We start from the raw sequence: 15,333 nt of genomic DNA, 5'->3' as shown, positions 1-15,333 counted from the left end.
CCCCAATCGGACCACCCTTCCAGGCTAGTCTCCGGGTGCGGCGCGCGCGCCATACCAGCCGGTTTCGATGCTCGGCGTGTCCAGCCCCGTTGCGGCCGTTCGGGTCTTCGTCGCGGGAGCGGCTCATGTGCCGCGCTTGGCGTCGTGGAGCGTTTCCACCAGCGAACGGTTCATCTCCGCGGCCGCGGCCAGCTGTTGTTGCAGCAAAGCCACCTTGCGGCGCAACGCGACCGCGTCCATACGCTCGAGGCCGGGGGTCTCGGCGGCACGCACCCAGTTGCGCACCGAATTGGTGTGCACGCCGATCTGTTCGGCCACCACCCGGCACGCCTCGGATTCCGAGCGCAGCTTGCCGGTCAGCGCGATGACCTGTTCGACCGCGGCCTGCCGGACCTCCGGCGACACTCTTCGATACGACCGGTGCGGCATCATGCGGCGCTCCCCTCGTCCGAGCCGGACTCCGCGCCCGCGCCGCGCGTGGCGGTGGTCTCGGTGAATTCGCTGAAACGCTGGTTGGTGTCGTGGATTCCGCTCTCCCGCTCCGAGATGGTGAACTCCATGTGGAACGGGATGCCGGGGCGGCGGTCCTCGCCGATCTTGAGCAGGAACTTGCCGGTGCCGGGCGCGGGCGGGCGCTGCTGGCCCGGTTTGAGCGCCTCACCGGTGAGCGCCTGCGGCGCGGACCAGCTGGTCACCATGTCCTCCTCGGCGGAGGTGAACGGCACGGTGGAGTCCAGCCGTGCGATCTCCTCGGCCGGCAGCGCGCCGAAGATCTTGGCGCGGGCGCGTTCCAGGAAGCCGAGCGCCTTGGCGATGGCGGCCTCGGAACCCAGCGCCTGCAGGTCCTTGATGGTGTGACTGATCATGATCAGGGAGGTGGCGATGCCGCGCTGCAGCCGGGTGAGCTCGTCGACGCGGTCGACCATGAAGTCACCCAGGCCCAGCACCTGCCACAGCTCGTCCATCACGACCTGGAAGTAGCGCTGCGGGCCCAGGTCGGCGTCGGCCAGCACGTGCGCCGCCTCCACCGAGGCGAAACCGTCGGCCCAGCAGGCCAGCATGACCGCGGCCTTGAGCTTCTTGTCGCCGGTGGGGATGTGGGAGACGTCGATGCAGACCGCGGTCGCGGCGGTGTCGATGGGAGTCGTGGTCTGGCCGTTGAAGATCGCGCCGAACGGGCCCTGGGTCAGCGCGCGCAGGGAGCGACGCAGTTCCTTGATGGCCTCCGCGTACTCCTCGATATCGTCCGCGCCCGCGTCCAGGCGCAGTTCGTCGCCGCCGGCGACCACCACATCCAGGAGATCCTCCATGATCGGCGGATTCTCGGGGGTGAAGGCACTGCCGTCGCGGTAGAGGATGCGCAGACCGGTCGAGATGAGGGTCTCCTCGAAGTCGCGCACACGCTCGCCGCGCACCAGCTCCACCAAGCCGGCGACCAGGGTGACCTGGCGGGCCCGCATCTCCTGCATGACCTGCGTCTGGAGTTCGGGAAAGTCGTCGAGCAGCGGCACGATCGAGCCCAGCACGCCCGCGGCGAGCGGGTTCAGCTTGCCGTGCCCGTAGCCCAGGTCGATGACCTGGCCGCCGACCAGCTCCACCAGCTTGCGGTAGTCGGGCTTGACGTCGGCCAGCACCAGCGGCGTGATGCCCTGCGCGACACCGCCGAGCACGATCCGGCGCACCAGCGAGGACTTGCCGAAACCGTTGAGGCCCAGGACGAACAGGCTGGGCGCGGTGATGAAGCTGCCGCGCATGAACCAGTTCATCGGGTCGAAGCAGACCGGCGCGCCGGTGTGCAGGTGCGAGCCCAGCGGGGTGCCGATGAGCGGCGCGCCCGCGCCGACCGACCACGGCCACAGGCCCGCGACCTGCGCGGTGGTGGCGCGATACTCGACGGGACGGCCGACCACGTTCATCCGCCCGCCGCCCGCGCCGATGTACCCGCGATCGGTGAGTTGCGCGGTGGTCCGGTCGAATTCGTCGAAGCTGCCGTACTCGATGCGCTCGGCCCGCGCCGCGAAGTTGCGCCGCCGCAGGTCGTCGGTGTGCAGCCGGAAGGTGGCCCAGGCCGCCTTGATGCCGTTGCCCTCCCGCGCGGTCACCTCCAGCTTGGCCCGCTGGGTGTCGTCGAGCAGCTTGGGTCCGGACTGCTTCTTCTTGGCCGCCGCCTTGCGCGCCGCGGCCCGCTTGGCCGCCGCCTCCCGTTCGGCCTGATCGAGGTCCTTGTCCCGCTTGTCCTTCCGGAGTCCGCCGCGCCCGCGCTCCTCCGCGGTGGACCGCTCGGGGCGTCCATTGCGCGTGGGCCGGTTGCGCGCCGGCCGCTCCCCCGCGTCGCTCTCGGGCCGCGCCGATCGCGTTCGCCCGGGCGTTCCGGTCCGGCCGCCCAGATGCACCCGATCCGCGTCGGTCGCCCGGCCGCGTCCTTCGGAGCCGCTGCCGCGCCGCGCATCCCGCTCACCGTCACCTCGCCGCGCGTCCCGCTCGCCGTCACCTCGCCGCGCATCACGCTCGCCCTCACCACGCCGCGCATCACGCTCGCCGGTGCCGCGCCGCGCATCACGCTCGCCCTCACCGCGCCGCGCGTCCCCGTCGCCGGTGCCGCGCCGCTCGCGTGGGAGGTCGCCTTCGCCGCGGCGGTGGCCGTCGGCGCCGCGGTGAGGGTCGGCTGTGCGGTGTCCCTCAGCTGTGCGGTGTCCGTCTGCCGTGCGGCGGTCACGTGCGGGATCTCCGTCGGCACGCCGACGTTCACGCCCGAGTTCGCCTTCCACGCCGCGACGTTCACGGCCGGAGTGTCCCTCGCCCTCACGTCGTTCACGGCCGCTGTGCCCGTCGCCGTCCCGCCGTCCACGCGCGGAGTCACCCGCGGCGCTCCGGCGGTCACGCCCGTCGCCGCTCTCGGCAGCACGCCGGGTGCGCCGGGGATCGTCGTCGCCGGGGCGTTCGCGACGTGGACGCTCGCCGGTCTCCGCGCGGCGCGCCGTGTCGCTGCCGGGCTCGACCTCACGAGTCCGCTTGCGCTCCATGCGATCCCCCTCGGTTCGTTCCGGCCCGCGCGCCCGACCGCGCTCCGCGGCCACGTCACCGGCGCCCGCGCCGCCGTGCACCGCGGCACCGGGGTCCGGCGCGTCGCGCACCGCGAGCTCGCGCCCCCGGGAAGCGGTGTCACGCGAGGACGTCTCGGACGCGCGGCGGTCACCGAGGGCCGCACTCGAATCGGTGTTCCCGCCACCGGGTTCGAGGGCGGGCAGAGCCGGCAGCCGCCGCTTCGGCGCCGTACCGCTCCGCTCCAGGGCGATGTCATCGCGACCGGTCGGTTCGACCGCTCCGGAAACCTCCTGCGTGCCACGGGTCACCGTTGCCGTCCGGGATGCCACCGGGTCCGGCCCACCCGCTTCCGCGCGCACGCCGCCCGGCTCGAACTCACCGCGGCCGGCCGACACGCCCGTTTCCCCGGCGTGATCGCCGAGACCGGGTGCGGGAATGACCGATTCGGCACGATCGGCCGAGGCCCGGCCGCTGGTCGAGTGGGACTCCGAATCCCCGTGCCCCTGGCCGGTCACTCCCGGCGCCGAGCCCCGGGCCGGATCGTCCTGGCTCGCACCGAGAGCCGCGTTGTCCCAGGCCCCGGTGTCGGCGCGACGCGCCTCGCCGGCGCCTCCGTCGGCGCCGGACTGCGCCGCGGTGTCCGCGAACTCCGCCGAGTAGTCGATCGGGGTGTCGCGGCGGAGCATGCGACGGTCCGGGAGGGTGCCGCGGCGGGGGCGGTGCTCGTCGCGCATGACACGGGAGCCGGTGGGCGGGTAGGGCTCCGCGTCGTCGTAAGGGTCGACGGGGGCCTGCTCCCGTCGCGAGCCGCGGCGCGCAGGAGGCGGCGCGGCGTCGCGTTCGCGGACGGGCGGGTCGAGGTCACGTGACATGGTGGGTTACCCCGCGAGTGCTTTCGGGATGGTGGCGTGTTCGGGGAGGATCACCCCGCAGCCGAGAGAGGCCGCGAAGGCCGCGGCCTGATAGCGGTAGCAGCGGCGGATCTTCAAGCGGGCCTGGGTGGACAGGTCCCGGGTGATGGACTCGATGCGGGGCAGGTCGCCGCGCAGCGGTTCGGTGATGGTGACCAACGCGCCGAAGCGGGTCACGCCGTGGCCGCGGGCCTGCTCCTCGCGGGCCTGCTGGGTGGCTCCGACCCGCAGGGTGGCGGCGGCGGACACGACGCCGCGCTCGGATTGCTGTGCGACGAGGGCGTTCTTGTAGTCGTCGTCGACGATCTGGGCGGCGTCACCGGCCGAGTGCGGGCGGTAGACGATGGTGATGCGCTTGCGCGGCACCTCCGGATTCGGCGCGAGCAGCCGCTGCAGCACGCGTTCGTCGACCGCGCCCTCGGGAGCGGTGTCCATCTCCCAGGTGACCGAGCGGCCGCCGTCGTGGATGAAATGGTCCCAGCGCTCCTCGTGCGAGACCGGTCCGGCGTCGGCCCAATCCAGGCCGTGCCCACCGGGTTCGCCCGCGGCCACCTCGAGGTCGGCCTGCGCGGCCGGGTCGTAGCTGCGGCGGATGAAGGAGATGATGTCGTCGGCGGCCATGGGCTGGCAGCGCACGCCCGCCTCGGCCAGCGCCGCGCAGATGCCGGGCAGACGGCGGCCGATCTCGACCGCCTCCTCCGCCGGATTCTTGCGCCGCTCCGCGGTGGTCGCCTTGAAGGTGATGGCGACCCGCGGCAGCAACTGCACCCGTTCCTGCGGCAGCTCGGTGGCCAGCTCGTACATGACCTGCTGGGCCAGATCGGGGGCCTCGGGCCGGGTGATGGCGGAAACCTCGGTGAGCAAACGGTTTCCGGTCTCGGGCACGGTGTCGATGACCGGCACCACCGCCACGATGTCGGAGGTCTGGCCCAGCGAGGCCAGGAAGGTGCCCCACGCGCCGACCCAGCGGTCGATGACCGGCTGGTCGACGGCCTCGTGGCCCTGCGGCCAGGCCCGCAGCACGACCGTGTACTGGGCGAACTGCGGTAGGTGGATCATGCCGAAGCTGTAGCCGCCCGCGTCGATGCCTTCGTACAGGCGCGACGGGGCCATCAGCCCGGGCAGCCGGGTGACGCCGCCCGGGATCCGCGAGAAGCGCCCGCCCCGGTACACGTGCTCGCCCTTGGACCGGCCGCGCAACCAATGGAACATCATCAATCCGTTCTCGTAGCCGGAGCGGCCCCCTGTCCGCCACACCAGTGGAACCATCACGACCGTGCCGATGCCCGCCACCACGGCGGCCGGTTGCGGACCGGCCACCAGCGCCGTCAGCAGCGCCGTGATGACGACGGCGAATCCGACCACGGTCTCGCCCCAGCGCAGGCCGAAAAGGCCGGCGCTGCGGGGCTTCTGCCACAGTCCGTACGAGCGCCGCTCGTAGGTGTCGGTCATCGTCATCGCGGGATGGTGCTCCTGCCGAGGTCGGGTGCACGGTTGGCCCAGCGGTCACCGGCGACGTCGCCCGCGGCCGATTCGGCCTTGCCCAGCGAGGCGGTCGCCGCCCGGGCCTGCGCGACCCGGCTCGCCACCGCGGACGCGCCTGACGGTACTGCGCCGCCGCCCCCTTGGGCCGCAGGACTCGCGGCCGCGCCACCACCGGCGGGACGCGGCGGCGGGGTCGGGCGCGGCGCGCCGCCACCCGGGCCGCCGCCGGGACCGGGCCGGGGCCGTCCGCCCCGGCCGCCGCCGACGTATCCGGCCGCGCCCGGACCGGCGACCCCGCGCGGGGCCACCGCGCGCGAGCCGACCGCGCCGAGCGCCGCGATACCGACCAGGGTGCCGGTGGTGGCGGCCAGACCCGAACCGCCGGAACCGACGATGGCCACCTCACCCGCGGTCGCCAGGCGCATGAGCGCGGGCAGCACGAACGCCACGGTGCCCAGCAACACGATGGCGACCAGCATGCGCTGGGCCTCGTCGGCGTCGGGCAGGTTCGCGGTGCCGGTGCGGTCGTCGGTGACGCCCGCGGTGGTGAAGGCGATCATGTAGACGATCGCGGCGACCGGCTTGTACAGCATGAACGCGATGATCCAGCGAATCAGCTTGTTGTAGGACGACATTCCGATGCCGGTGCCCGAACCCGCGGCGGCCAGCGGCAGCACGCCCGCCGCGACCACCAGCATGCCCTGGCGCACGATGGCCAGCACGATCTGCGCGAGCGCCCCGAGCAGGCCGACGATGGCGATGATGAGCACCAGACCCGGCGAGAACGCCTGCAGCTTGGAGGTTTTCACCATCAGCTCGGCCATGTTCTTGGCATTGCCGTTGGTGGAGTCGTTGATCACCCACTCGGAGAACTTGTCCGAGGCCTGGGTGGCGGCCACGATCACCGCGCCCAGCATCCAGGAGCTGAACACCACGCGGGCGAACATCCAGAACGAGTCCGTGGCCTGGTCGACCGCGGCCCCGCGTCTGGCTCGCGCCAGTTTCAGGCCGGTGAGTATCACCGAGGTCATCAGGAACAGGATCTGGACTTGATAGGTGTAGTCGTTGATCTTGGTGAATAGTGTTCCGGCGTCGCTGACTCTCTCGTTCGGGATCTTCATCCAGAACGTGAGCGCCAGGATCAGTGCCTCACCGAGACCACTCATCAGCGAGTCCACGACCTTGCCGAAGGTGGAGTCCCACGCCTTGTCGCGCACGGTGTTGGCCACCTCGTTCGGGTGGGTGGCGACATTGCCGGCCTTGCACGCGGCCGAGGCCGCGTCGCCGAGCGAGATGCCGGGCACGCCCAGTCCGTCGAGGGAGTCGTGTAATTCGTTGCAGGCCTGGTCGAAACCGTAGGTCTGGCCGTAGGCCACCGTCGGGGTCGCGATCATGACGGTGAATACGACCGCGAGAATCGTGACTAGCCGCCTCAGCATGTGGTCCACCTCTCGATGGGTCGCGATGCCATATCTTCTTCTGTCACCTGTGGAGCTGTTGTCGTCACCAACGGGTCCACCCCGCCAGCGAATCCACGTACTCGGTCTGCGAAGTCCGGGACGTGGAGGGCTTGAGCCGCCAGTCGCCGGCGTCCCAGACCATGATCAGGCGCACCGCCGCCCACAACTGCCGGCTGTCGACGACGGGCCCGCGCGCGGCCAGCCGCACGATGGCCATGTCGTCGGCGTAGTTCTCGACCTGGAAGCCGTCGGGGGCGACCAGGTAGCGGGTCACCTTCTCGGGCTGCTGTTTCGGCAGTCGCTGATCGGCCAGCGCCTGGTCGTAGGCGGTGAGCTGTTCGGCGGGCACACGGACCTGCCGCACGTACAGCTCCCGGTCCGCGGGCCGGGCGTTGAGCCGGTAGGTGATCTGCGCGGCCGCCAGGGCCGCGCCCTGCGGGGTGTGCGAATAGCCCACGGCCAGGCCATTTTCCAGGCGAGCCGGGCCGTCGGACGTGGAGAAGGGGACCGACGCCCCGTACACCCGCTGCCAGCCGTGCGGATCGGTGATGCCCAGCGGGGCCGCGGTCAGCCAGTCGGTGTCGGTGGCCTTGCGCTGCTTGCCGGATTGCTGCGGCAGGGGCTGGCCCGCCACGTTGTTGGGGATGTCGATGCGGCGGCCGAACAGATCCACCTCGGGGGAGGCGAATCCGGTGGCGCCGGTGTCCGAGGTCGCCGGCGTCGCGCCGGGTTCGGGCTTGGCGCTGGGCTTGGCGTCGCCGTGCCCGAAGTAGACCACCAGACCGGCGATCAGGATGACCGCCACCAGGGCGGCCGAGGCGATCACGCCGAACGAGACGCCGTCGCGCTCGGGCGACTCCTTCTCGCTCATCGCAGTGCCTCCACGGTGTCGTTTTCAAGAGCGTGTGTGCGGGTGGACAATTCAGCCGACCGGCCCCTCAGGTCGGCAGCAGGGCCAGCGCGATGCCGCTGGCCGAGGTCGCCATGATCGCGCCCAGCAGGCTCATCACCACCCCGTGCGTCGCCTCGTTGGCCGCCAGGTCGCCGCGGAACGCGTACCACAGCCGGCCCGCGGCCAGGATCATCCAGGCCAGGCAGAACAGCAGGACGCACCACAGCAGCCAGTCGATGAGCTGCATCATCGGCCGGAGCACATCGGCCGGCATCTGTTTGTAGGCCAGTACGGCCACCGCGTCCGCGCGGGTGGAGAGCGCGGCGTGCAGGGCCTGCGGCACCAGCGCGGCGGGCATTAGGTGATCACTGCGTTCATGATCGTGCCCGCGCTGGTCGCGACGATGCCTCCGATCATCGCGCCGGCCACCATCTTCGGGGACTCCAAACCGCCTCCCGTCCACTTCTCCCAGGCGAACCGGCCACCGGCGTAGGTGATGCCCAGGATTCCCGACAAAAGTACGAACCAGGTGAAGTACCGAACCAGTTTCAGCAACTTGTCCGACGCGGGCGGCGCCTCGGGGGTCGGGTTACCGACCTGGGCGAGGATCTGACCGTACGCGTCATGTACGGCGAGGAGCATGCTCATTGTCTGTCCTTCTCCAAAAGCGAACTGCTAGTAACAATCTCGCCGATCACCGGCCCCGCCGTCCAACCGGAGGCGGCGCCTACTTCGGAAATCTTTCCAGCACAATGCAATCCAAGGGTGTTCATGATCACTCCCACCGGTCCGTGAACACGTCGCGGGGGGAGTCGAGCGCGTCCTGGGCGGCGGCCACGATGCCCGCGCCCAGATCCCGCACAGCCTGCGTAACCTCTTCCAACGGATCGGGTTTGCGCTTGCGCTGCACCGGCGGCGGGTCGCCGGGCGACCAGATGGGCAACTGGTCGGCTTCGACCAGCGTCCACTCCTCGTGCCAGGGCAGCTGCCACACCTGACCGGCCAGCGAACCGACGACGTCGCGGTAGCGGCGGATCTCGGCGGGCATCCGGCCCGGGCGCGCGGCCACGGTGATCAGCCCCAGCACCTCACACGGACCGGCCAGTCCGGCGTGATGCTGGCGCAGCAGGTCGTGGGCGCGGGTGAGCCCGGCGATGGTCTCGCGGGCCACCAGCACCACGAACGGGGACTCCCGCTCGAAGACGCCGGGCCAGCGCCGGTACGAATCCGCCGCCGGCGCAAGCACATGCGCGAGCGTGGTCGCGCCCGCGCCGCCGTGCACGCCGAGCAGCCACACCAGCGGCGCCCGGCCGCCACCGGGTACGGGTCGGTCCCACAGGGGTGCGCGGCGGGCTTCCGGCGGTGGCACCACACCGGCCGCGGAAGCGGCCCCTGAATCGATGTTCCGGTCGGCGGATCGGCGTTCCTTCATGGCTGCGGTCATGATGCCACTCCAGCAAGCAGGCGGCGATACGCGCGGCGTGTCTCGGCGGCCAGCTCGCTGTGCCGCACCAGCTCCCCCCGCGCGAGGTGTGCGTCATAGGGTATCTCGACGACCTCGTTCACCCAACCGTCCAGATGCTCGCGCAAATGTTCAGCGATTCGAGAATCGCTGCCCGGCAACTGATGTGAGACGACGATCGTGGTGTCGCCGACAATTCCGTCGCCGGGGCCCTCGCCCTGCCCGCCGAACTGATCGTCGAGCCACTCCAGGGTGACGCGCAGCCGGTTGGCGGCGTCCACGCGCGCCGGAATCGCCAGCACCAGTGCGATATCGGCGTCCTCGAGCAGCGGGCGCAGGTGCCGGCTGGCGATCGGATTGCCGCCGTCGTAAACCGGGGTGTACCCGGACTCCCCCAGGGCGCGGGCGACGGTCAGGTAGGTGGCGCGGCGGCGCAGCGGCGCGGGATCGCGCCACAGCAGCCCGATTCCGGATGTCGCCCGCGAGAGGCACTCCTTGAGCGGCGCGGGCTCGTCGTCACCGCGGCCGTAGAGCCAGGCCTGCAGGCTGATCGGGCTCAAGTGCTCGTCAGCGCCCCGCAGCGCTAGGTCGCTGCCCGCGAAAGTGCCGTCCACGGCCACGGTTCGGTCACCGGCGGCGCCCAGCTCCCCCGCGATGCCGAGCGCGGTGGTCGTCGTCCCGGCACCACCGCAGCCGCCCACCACCAGAATCGGGCGCGGGGCGGGTCCGGCTTCGCCGGAATCGCCACGGCGCTTGCGCAAGCGCACCACCGGAGTCTTGGAACGCGCGGCACGACCCGACGATTCGCCCACTTCGGGCACCTCGTCGAGCCAGCGGCTCCAGTCCTGATCCATTGTCTCCGCTCTCTTCTTATCCGGCCGGAACGCCCGCGGTGGGTCCATGGTCGCCGATGATCGCGGGGGCCGTCATTTCGTTGTACGCCGCCGCGACCGCGATCGGGTGAGAACCGGCTCCGGCGCCGGGTTCGCCGAGGGATTGCGCCGAGCCGCCATGGGAATTCAGCACATACAGGGCAACCGCGCCGACGAGGGCCAGCAAAACAACGGCAACGATCAGCAAGGCGAGCGTGAGCAGCCGCCGATCCGGGAGGCGTTGAGCGAGTGCGGGTTCGGGGATTTCGAAGGTCTCGCGCCACTGCGCGGTGGTGTCGACGGCCGGGATGGCGGGTTCACCACTGTCCGTGGGGAATTCGATCACGGTGTTGCCGCGATAGCGCGGCGGCGTGTAGGAGTCGGTCTCGCCGGTGCCGGTCATCCAGTCCGACCAGGCGCCGTCGAAGCGATTGTGCCGCAGCACCGATTCGGGGACCGGCGGCAGTTCGACCTCGGGCTCGGCGTCCTGAATGTAGTGCGGGAAGCGGGCCGGGCCGGCGCTCTCGTCGAAGGCGGGCGTCTCGGCGGCCGCGTCGCGACCGGGCGGTTCGGGGGCGGCCGGGTCGAGGGCCGGGTACCAGCGCGACTGTTTTTTGTACGACTTCAACATTCCCGCTGCGGGCACGTCGCTCGGCATCGTCTGACCCTCTCGGCGGTCGGTCGTGGCTGACGGTGTGTTGTCGTCGGTGATCGGTGGTACCGGGTGAGTCCGCCGGTACCACGTCGCCACCGGCTCCGCGTCCGAACGGTCCCGATCGGAAATTCTCTCGCATGAACAGGATTCCAACGACTCGACGCGCCGGACGACACACCGTTCAATCCGCGCGTGCGCGCGAGTAGCAGGGTTCGTACGGTCTCGTGAACGCCACGCCGACGGGGCGGTCTTCCCTGCGATCCGTGCGGAATCTACATTAACAAGACCAAGAATTTTGGAGGTTTTGTGAAGACAGCAGATATCGTCGCGGTTGTGACCGGCGGCGCGTCGGGACTGGGCATGGCCACCGTGCGGGAACTGCACTCGGCCGGCGCGAAGGTCGTTATCCTCGACCTTCCCTCGTCCGACGGCAAGGCTTTCGCCGAGGAACTCGGTGAGCGCGCGGTGTTCTCCCCCGGCGACGTCACCAGCGAGGCGGACGTGAGCGCCGCGCTGGATGCCGCTCAGGCGCTCGGCACCCTGCGAATCGCGGTGAACTGCGCGGGAATCGGCAATGCCGTCAAGACGGTCGGCAAGCAGGGCGCGTTCCCGCTGGAGGCCTTCTCCAAGATCATCAACGTTAACCTGATCGGCACGTTCAACGTGATCCGCCTGGCCGCCGAGCGCATGTCCGCGGTCGAGGAGGCCGACGGCGAGCGCGGCGTCATCGTCAACACCGCCTCGGTCGCGGCGTACGACGGCCAGATCGGCCAGGCCGCCTACTCCGCGTCCAAGGGCGGCATCGTCGGCCTGACCCTGCCGGTCGCCCGCGACCTGGCCTCGTACAAGATCCGCGTCATGACCATCGCGCCGGGCCTGTTCCACACCCCGCTGTTCGCGACCCTGCCGCAGCAGGCCATCGACGCGCTCGGCGCGCAGGTGCCGCACCCCTCGCGCCTGGGCGACCCGGCCGAGTACGCCGCGCTGGTCCGCCACATCGTGGAGAACCCGATGCTCAACGGCGAGGTCATCCGCCTCGACGGCGCGATCCGCATGGCCCCGCGCTAAGCAGCGGGCAGCGGCGTCCGGCACGCCGCGAACACGCCAACGGCACCGGCGCGAGCTATGGCTCGCCCGGTGCCGTTCGCGTTCCGGATCAGGAGCAGGCCGCCGGCTCCATCTCCCACGGCGCCTGCGGCAGCACCGCGCCGGTCTCCAGCAGCGACTTGAGGTTGGCCAGCACCGCGGGCCAGCCGCTCGAAATGCCTTGCAGCATTTCCTGGTTCGGCAGGTTCTCGTGAGTGACGGTGAGCCGCACGATGTCCTGATGCGGCTCGATCGAGAAGGTCACCACCGAGGGCGAGCGCTCCTCCTGCGGGGAGTCCTCGAAGGTGACGACCAGACGGTTGGGCTGGTCGGCCTCGAGTACCTTGCCGACGACATCGAGCTTGTCCGAGCCGTCGACGCGGCGGTGCTCCCAGCGCGAACCCTCCTGCCAGTCGGACACATTCGCGTGTCCCCAGTATTGGGCGGTCAGATCGGCGTCGGTCAGGGCCTTCCACACCTGCTCGGCGCTGGCCCGGATGTAGGTGACGTAGACGTAGTTCGGCACGGTGGTGGTCATGGCGTACTCCTCTGCCTGGTCTTTGATGGCGCGCAGGACGTCCAGCCGGGGTCGGTCGAACACGGAGATCCAACGCTGTTCGATGTCGTGAATCGGGGTCGGATTGATGTAGTGCACCCGTTCGCGGCCGCGGCGTAGCACGGTGACCAGCCCCGCCCGCTTGAGAATGTCGAGGTGCTGGGTCACCGATTGCCGGGCCATCGCGACCCGTTCGCACAGTTCCCGCAGCGTCTGACCGTTGTGTTCACGCAGCCGGTCGAGCAGCTGCCGCCGAGTTGCGTCGGCCAGAGCCTTGAAAACGGTGTCCATGTCGGGTTCGGGTTGCACGGCTCAAATTATGCAGGCATTTACCTGCATATGTCAACGGGGGCGCCGCGCACGCCGGAGCGCACCCCTGATTTCGTGGGAATTTCGTTCTCGGGCATGACAATCCGCGTCCGAGCGGTCAAGATGGTCAACGGCCTTCAGCCGAACCGACATCGTTGTCTCTTCAGCGCCTCCTGCCGTGGCGCGGACAGGAGTGCCCGTGGCGACCACGCCGCAGCCCTCACACCCCGTGCCCGCGGGCGAGGATCCCGCGTCCCCGGTGCACCCCGCATCCTCGGTGGTCGTGGAGACGATCCCCCCGGCCCGCATCGGGACCCGGCTCGTGCACCCCGTCCTGCGCACCACGCTCCAGCAGTTCCTGCGTGCCGGAGCCTGGGTCGCCGACCTGGGACCGCGTCCGGCCAACCTGATCTTCCGGGTGACCCGGCTGTCCGAGCAGCCCGCCCGGGTCATGGGCACCCCGCGCGGCACCCGCCGCGAATCCCTGCGCTTCGAGCACTTCGAGGCCGAATGGCTGTGGAGCGCACCGGTTCCCGATCCGCGCGTGGACCGCGACGCCGCCATCCTCTACCTGCACGGCGGCGCGTTCATCGCGGGCGGACTGCACAGCTACCGCCGCCACACCGCGCGCCTGGCCGCGCTGAGCGAGCTGCCGGTGCTGACCGTCGACTACCGCCAGCTGCCCGACGCGCACCCCAACGAGAGCCTCGCCGACGCGCTCACCGCGTACCGGCATCTGCTCGACGAGGGCTTCCCGCCGGAGAAGATCATCGTGGCCGGCGATTCCGCGGGCGGCGGGCTGGCATTGCGGCTGGCGCTCACCCTGCGCGAGCGGGAGCTGCCCTTGCCGGTGGCGCTGTCGGTCACCTCGCCGTGGGCCGATTTCGACTCCACCGCTCGTCTCGCGCACCCCAACAGCCGCGACGACGCGGTGTTGCCCGCGCTCGGACCGGACATGGTGGTGCGCCGCGGTATCGCGGTGGACGGGGAGCTGGATCCGGCGTGGTCGGTGGTGAATCACGACTTCACCGGTCTGCCACCCATTCTCCTGCAGGTCGGGTCCCGGGAGATGCTGCTGACCGACGCGCTCGCGGTGGCGCGCCGGGCCGAGGCGGCCGGGGTGTCGCTGCGCCTGCAGATCCGGCCCAGCGCGCCGCACACCCTCATCCACCTGGGCGCGGATCTGCTCGCCGACGGCCGTGACGCCGCCCGCGACGCGGCCGAGTTCCATCGTGCGATGATCGATCCGGGTCGCCTCGGCCGCAGCGCGGCCTGACCGCGAGCACCGCCGGCGGCCCGATCCCGCGATCCGAGAGGCTCCGATGTCCCAGCCCGACAGCGCTTCCCGCCCCGCGGTCCTGGTCACCGGCGCGGCCGCCGGGATCGGCCGCGCCATCGCCGCCCGCTTCGCGCGGGAGGGCTGGACGGTCGGCCTCTATGACATCGACGCCGACGCCGTGGCCCGTACCGCCGCGGAGATCGGCGTGCACACGATCACCGGCGCGTTCGACGTCACCGATGCGGCGGGCTGGGATCGGGCGCTGCAGGACTTCGCCGGGGCGACCGGCCGTCTCGATCTGCTGGTCAACAACGCGGGCATCCTGGTGTCGGGGGCGTTCGGCGAGATCGACGTGGATCGCCAGCACCGCGTGGTGGACGTCAATGTGAAGGGCGTCCTCAACGGTTGCCACGCCGCGCTCCCCTATCTGCGCCGGACGCCGGGCAGCCGGGTGATCAACCTGGCGTCGGCGTCGGCGCTCTACGGACAGCCCGGGCTGGCCGTGTACGGCGCGACCAAGGCGGCCGTTCGCAGTCTCACCGAGGCCCTCGACCTGGAGTGGCGGCAGTACGGGATCACGGTCAGCGACCTGCTGCCCCTGTTCGTGGCGACCGACATGATGACCGAGGTGCGCCGCGGCTCGAAATCGGCGACCGCCCTCGGGGTGCGGCTGACCCCGCAGGATGTGGCGGACGCGGTGTGGCGGACCGCGTCCGGTCGCGGACCGCTGCGCGGCCCGCACGTGCTGGTCGGACTACAAACCAAACTGACCGGTCTGTCGATGCGGTTGTCCCCGCCGTTCATGACGCGCGCGATCGTCGGCTGGATCAGCAAGGCCGATTCGCTGCACTAGCCGCGGGTTCAGAGGGCAGCCAGGTCGCCCACGATGAAGATGATCAGACCGACCGTCATGGTCAGCGCGCCCGCCAGACCGAGTGGCATGGTCCGGGCCTTGTCCGCGAATTCGTCGTCGACCCCGGTCAGCCAGTTGATGGTGTCCTTGGCGGCGATGAATGCGCCCGCGGCCACCACCAGCGACGCGGCCGTGATGTTCCAGCCGTCGGGCAGGTCCGACAGCCGGGCCGCCCAGACCAGGCCGAGCACCAGCGCGCCCTGCAGGATGGCCCCGACGTGAGCGACGTTGAGATAGCGGGGAGCCGGTGGATTGCCCTCCCGCCGGCGCAGCGCGACCAGGGGATATCCCAGCAGCGTCCCGTAGGTGAGGGTCAACAGTCCGCCGATGATGAGGATCTTGTCCGTTGTCGTCATGACGACCCCTTCCGGATGGCTTCACGATAGAAGTGCCCGTCCGGGGCCGCCG

The 15,333-nt window shown here is 70.8% G+C and carries 15 protein-coding genes; 3 read left to right on the top strand and 12 right to left on the bottom strand.

The genetic code is table 11. From position 1 onward, the window contains the following. Positions 1-123: 123 nt before the first annotated feature. From ACQPYY_RS14330 to ACQPYY_RS14285, 10 genes are all read right to left on the bottom strand, one after another. Positions 124-432 (bottom strand): transposase, encoded by a 309-nt coding sequence (locus tag ACQPYY_RS14330; RefSeq protein ID WP_357100470.1) that lies wholly within the window; start codon positions 430-432, stop codon positions 124-126. Next, entirely contained in the window at positions 429-3,917 is a 3,489-nt protein-coding gene (locus ACQPYY_RS14325) for a hypothetical protein (RefSeq protein ID WP_433594101.1), read from the bottom strand. The genes ACQPYY_RS14330 and ACQPYY_RS14325 overlap by 4 nt, the downstream gene beginning before the upstream one ends. A 6-nt stretch (positions 3,918-3,923) precedes the next feature. Beyond that, positions 3,924-5,414, bottom strand: a complete 1,491-nt coding sequence (locus tag ACQPYY_RS14320) for an SCO6880 family protein (protein ID WP_357083503.1) — start codon at positions 5,412-5,414, stop codon at positions 3,924-3,926. After that, positions 5,411-6,880 carry a hypothetical protein gene (locus ACQPYY_RS14315; RefSeq protein WP_379097680.1) on the bottom strand — a complete coding sequence of 490 codons (1,470 nt, stop codon included), beginning with the start codon at positions 6,878-6,880 and terminating at the stop codon, positions 5,411-5,413. The genes ACQPYY_RS14320 and ACQPYY_RS14315 overlap by 4 nt, the downstream gene beginning before the upstream one ends. A 64-nt stretch (positions 6,881-6,944) precedes the next feature. Then, on the bottom strand, positions 6,945-7,772 hold the full coding sequence (locus ACQPYY_RS14310; protein WP_379097677.1) for a hypothetical protein: 828 nt from the start codon (positions 7,770-7,772) through the stop codon (positions 6,945-6,947). Between the two features lie 67 nt (positions 7,773-7,839). After that, the gene (locus tag ACQPYY_RS14305) at positions 7,840-8,151 is read right to left on the bottom strand and encodes a hypothetical protein (protein WP_357083512.1); all 312 of its coding nucleotides are present in this window, start codon (positions 8,149-8,151) and stop codon (positions 7,840-7,842) included. Continuing rightward, complete coding sequence (locus ACQPYY_RS14300; protein ID WP_213556317.1) at positions 8,151-8,441, bottom strand: hypothetical protein; 291 nt, start codon at positions 8,439-8,441, stop codon at positions 8,151-8,153. The genes ACQPYY_RS14305 and ACQPYY_RS14300 overlap by 1 nt, the downstream gene beginning before the upstream one ends. A 127-nt stretch (positions 8,442-8,568) precedes the next feature. After that, a complete protein-coding gene (locus tag ACQPYY_RS14295; RefSeq protein ID WP_379097670.1) occupies positions 8,569-9,237 on the bottom strand; it encodes a hypothetical protein in 669 nt (222 codons plus the stop codon). Continuing rightward, entirely contained in the window at positions 9,234-10,109 is an 876-nt protein-coding gene (locus tag ACQPYY_RS14290; RefSeq protein WP_379097667.1) for a MinD/ParA family ATP-binding protein, read from the bottom strand. Before ACQPYY_RS14290 ends, ACQPYY_RS14295 begins: the two co-directional genes overlap by 4 nt. A 16-nt stretch (positions 10,110-10,125) precedes the next feature. Beyond that, positions 10,126-10,785 carry a hypothetical protein gene (locus ACQPYY_RS14285; protein ID WP_433594100.1) on the bottom strand — a complete coding sequence of 220 codons (660 nt, stop codon included), beginning with the start codon at positions 10,783-10,785 and terminating at the stop codon, positions 10,126-10,128. 303 nt (positions 10,786-11,088) lie between these two features. On the opposite strand from ACQPYY_RS14285, the gene ACQPYY_RS14280 reads away from it, so the two are divergent. Beyond that, a complete protein-coding gene (locus ACQPYY_RS14280; protein ID WP_357083524.1) occupies positions 11,089-11,850 on the top strand; it encodes a 3-hydroxyacyl-CoA dehydrogenase in 762 nt (253 codons plus the stop codon). Positions 11,851-11,938: 88 nt separating this feature from the next. Here ACQPYY_RS14280 and ACQPYY_RS14275 read toward each other — a convergent pair whose 3' ends face one another. Further along, positions 11,939-12,715, bottom strand: coding sequence for an ArsR/SmtB family transcription factor (locus tag ACQPYY_RS14275; protein ID WP_433594649.1), 777 nt, complete (start codon positions 12,713-12,715; stop codon positions 11,939-11,941). A 217-nt stretch (positions 12,716-12,932) separates the two neighbouring features. Here ACQPYY_RS14275 and ACQPYY_RS14270 point away from each other — a divergent pair, with 217 nt between their 5' ends. Then, positions 12,933-14,009 carry an alpha/beta hydrolase gene (locus ACQPYY_RS14270; protein ID WP_433594099.1) on the top strand — a complete coding sequence of 359 codons (1,077 nt, stop codon included), beginning with the start codon at positions 12,933-12,935 and terminating at the stop codon, positions 14,007-14,009. A gap of 46 nt (positions 14,010-14,055) precedes the next feature. Next, positions 14,056-14,865 carry an SDR family oxidoreductase gene (locus ACQPYY_RS14265; RefSeq protein WP_433594098.1) on the top strand — a complete coding sequence of 270 codons (810 nt, stop codon included), beginning with the start codon at positions 14,056-14,058 and terminating at the stop codon, positions 14,863-14,865. Positions 14,866-14,873: 8 nt separating this feature from the next. On the opposite strand, the gene ACQPYY_RS14260 is transcribed toward ACQPYY_RS14265, so the two are convergent. Further along, the gene (locus tag ACQPYY_RS14260; RefSeq protein WP_433594097.1) at positions 14,874-15,281 is read right to left on the bottom strand and encodes a hypothetical protein; all 408 of its coding nucleotides are present in this window, start codon (positions 15,279-15,281) and stop codon (positions 14,874-14,876) included. Between the last annotated feature and the right edge of the window lie 52 nt (positions 15,282-15,333).

This window comes from Nocardia sp. CA-145437 (assembly GCF_050956485.1).
In the GTDB taxonomy this organism is placed as follows: domain Bacteria; phylum Actinomycetota; class Actinomycetes; order Mycobacteriales; family Mycobacteriaceae; genus Nocardia.
The sequence above is the reverse complement of the archived record's forward strand: the minus strand, read 5'-3'. Positions and strand labels throughout refer to the sequence as shown.

Bases quoted from the DNA above. Each gene is read 5' to 3' on its own strand.
- ACQPYY_RS14325 (WP_433594101.1), bottom strand. From the start codon at position 3,917: ATGTCACGTGACCTCGACCCGCCCGTCCGCGAACGCGACGCCGCGCCG.
- ACQPYY_RS14260 (WP_433594097.1), bottom strand. From the start codon at position 15,281: ATGACGACAACGGACAAGATCCTCATCATCGGCGGACTGTTGACCCTC.
- ACQPYY_RS14265 (WP_433594098.1), top strand. From the start codon at position 14,056: ATGTCCCAGCCCGACAGCGCTTCCCGCCCCGCGGTCCTGGTCACCGGC.
- ACQPYY_RS14295 (WP_379097670.1), bottom strand. From the start codon at position 9,237: ATGACCGCAGCCATGAAGGAACGCCGATCCGCCGACCGGAACATCGAT.
- ACQPYY_RS14275 (WP_433594649.1), bottom strand. From the start codon at position 12,715: ATGGACACCGTTTTCAAGGCTCTGGCCGACGCAACTCGGCGGCAGCTG.
- ACQPYY_RS14290 (WP_379097667.1), bottom strand. From the start codon at position 10,109: ATGGATCAGGACTGGAGCCGCTGGCTCGACGAGGTGCCCGAAGTGGGC.
- ACQPYY_RS14300 (WP_213556317.1), bottom strand. From the start codon at position 8,441: ATGAGCATGCTCCTCGCCGTACATGACGCGTACGGTCAGATCCTCGCC.
- ACQPYY_RS14285 (WP_433594100.1), bottom strand. From the start codon at position 10,785: ATGCCGAGCGACGTGCCCGCAGCGGGAATGTTGAAGTCGTACAAAAAA.
- ACQPYY_RS14305 (WP_357083512.1), bottom strand. From the start codon at position 8,151: ATGCCCGCCGCGCTGGTGCCGCAGGCCCTGCACGCCGCGCTCTCCACC.
- ACQPYY_RS14320 (WP_357083503.1), bottom strand. From the start codon at position 5,414: ATGACGATGACCGACACCTACGAGCGGCGCTCGTACGGACTGTGGCAG.
- ACQPYY_RS14315 (WP_379097680.1), bottom strand. From the start codon at position 6,880: ATGCTGAGGCGGCTAGTCACGATTCTCGCGGTCGTATTCACCGTCATG.
- ACQPYY_RS14310 (WP_379097677.1), bottom strand. From the start codon at position 7,772: ATGAGCGAGAAGGAGTCGCCCGAGCGCGACGGCGTCTCGTTCGGCGTG.
- ACQPYY_RS14330 (WP_357100470.1), bottom strand. From the start codon at position 432: ATGATGCCGCACCGGTCGTATCGAAGAGTGTCGCCGGAGGTCCGGCAG.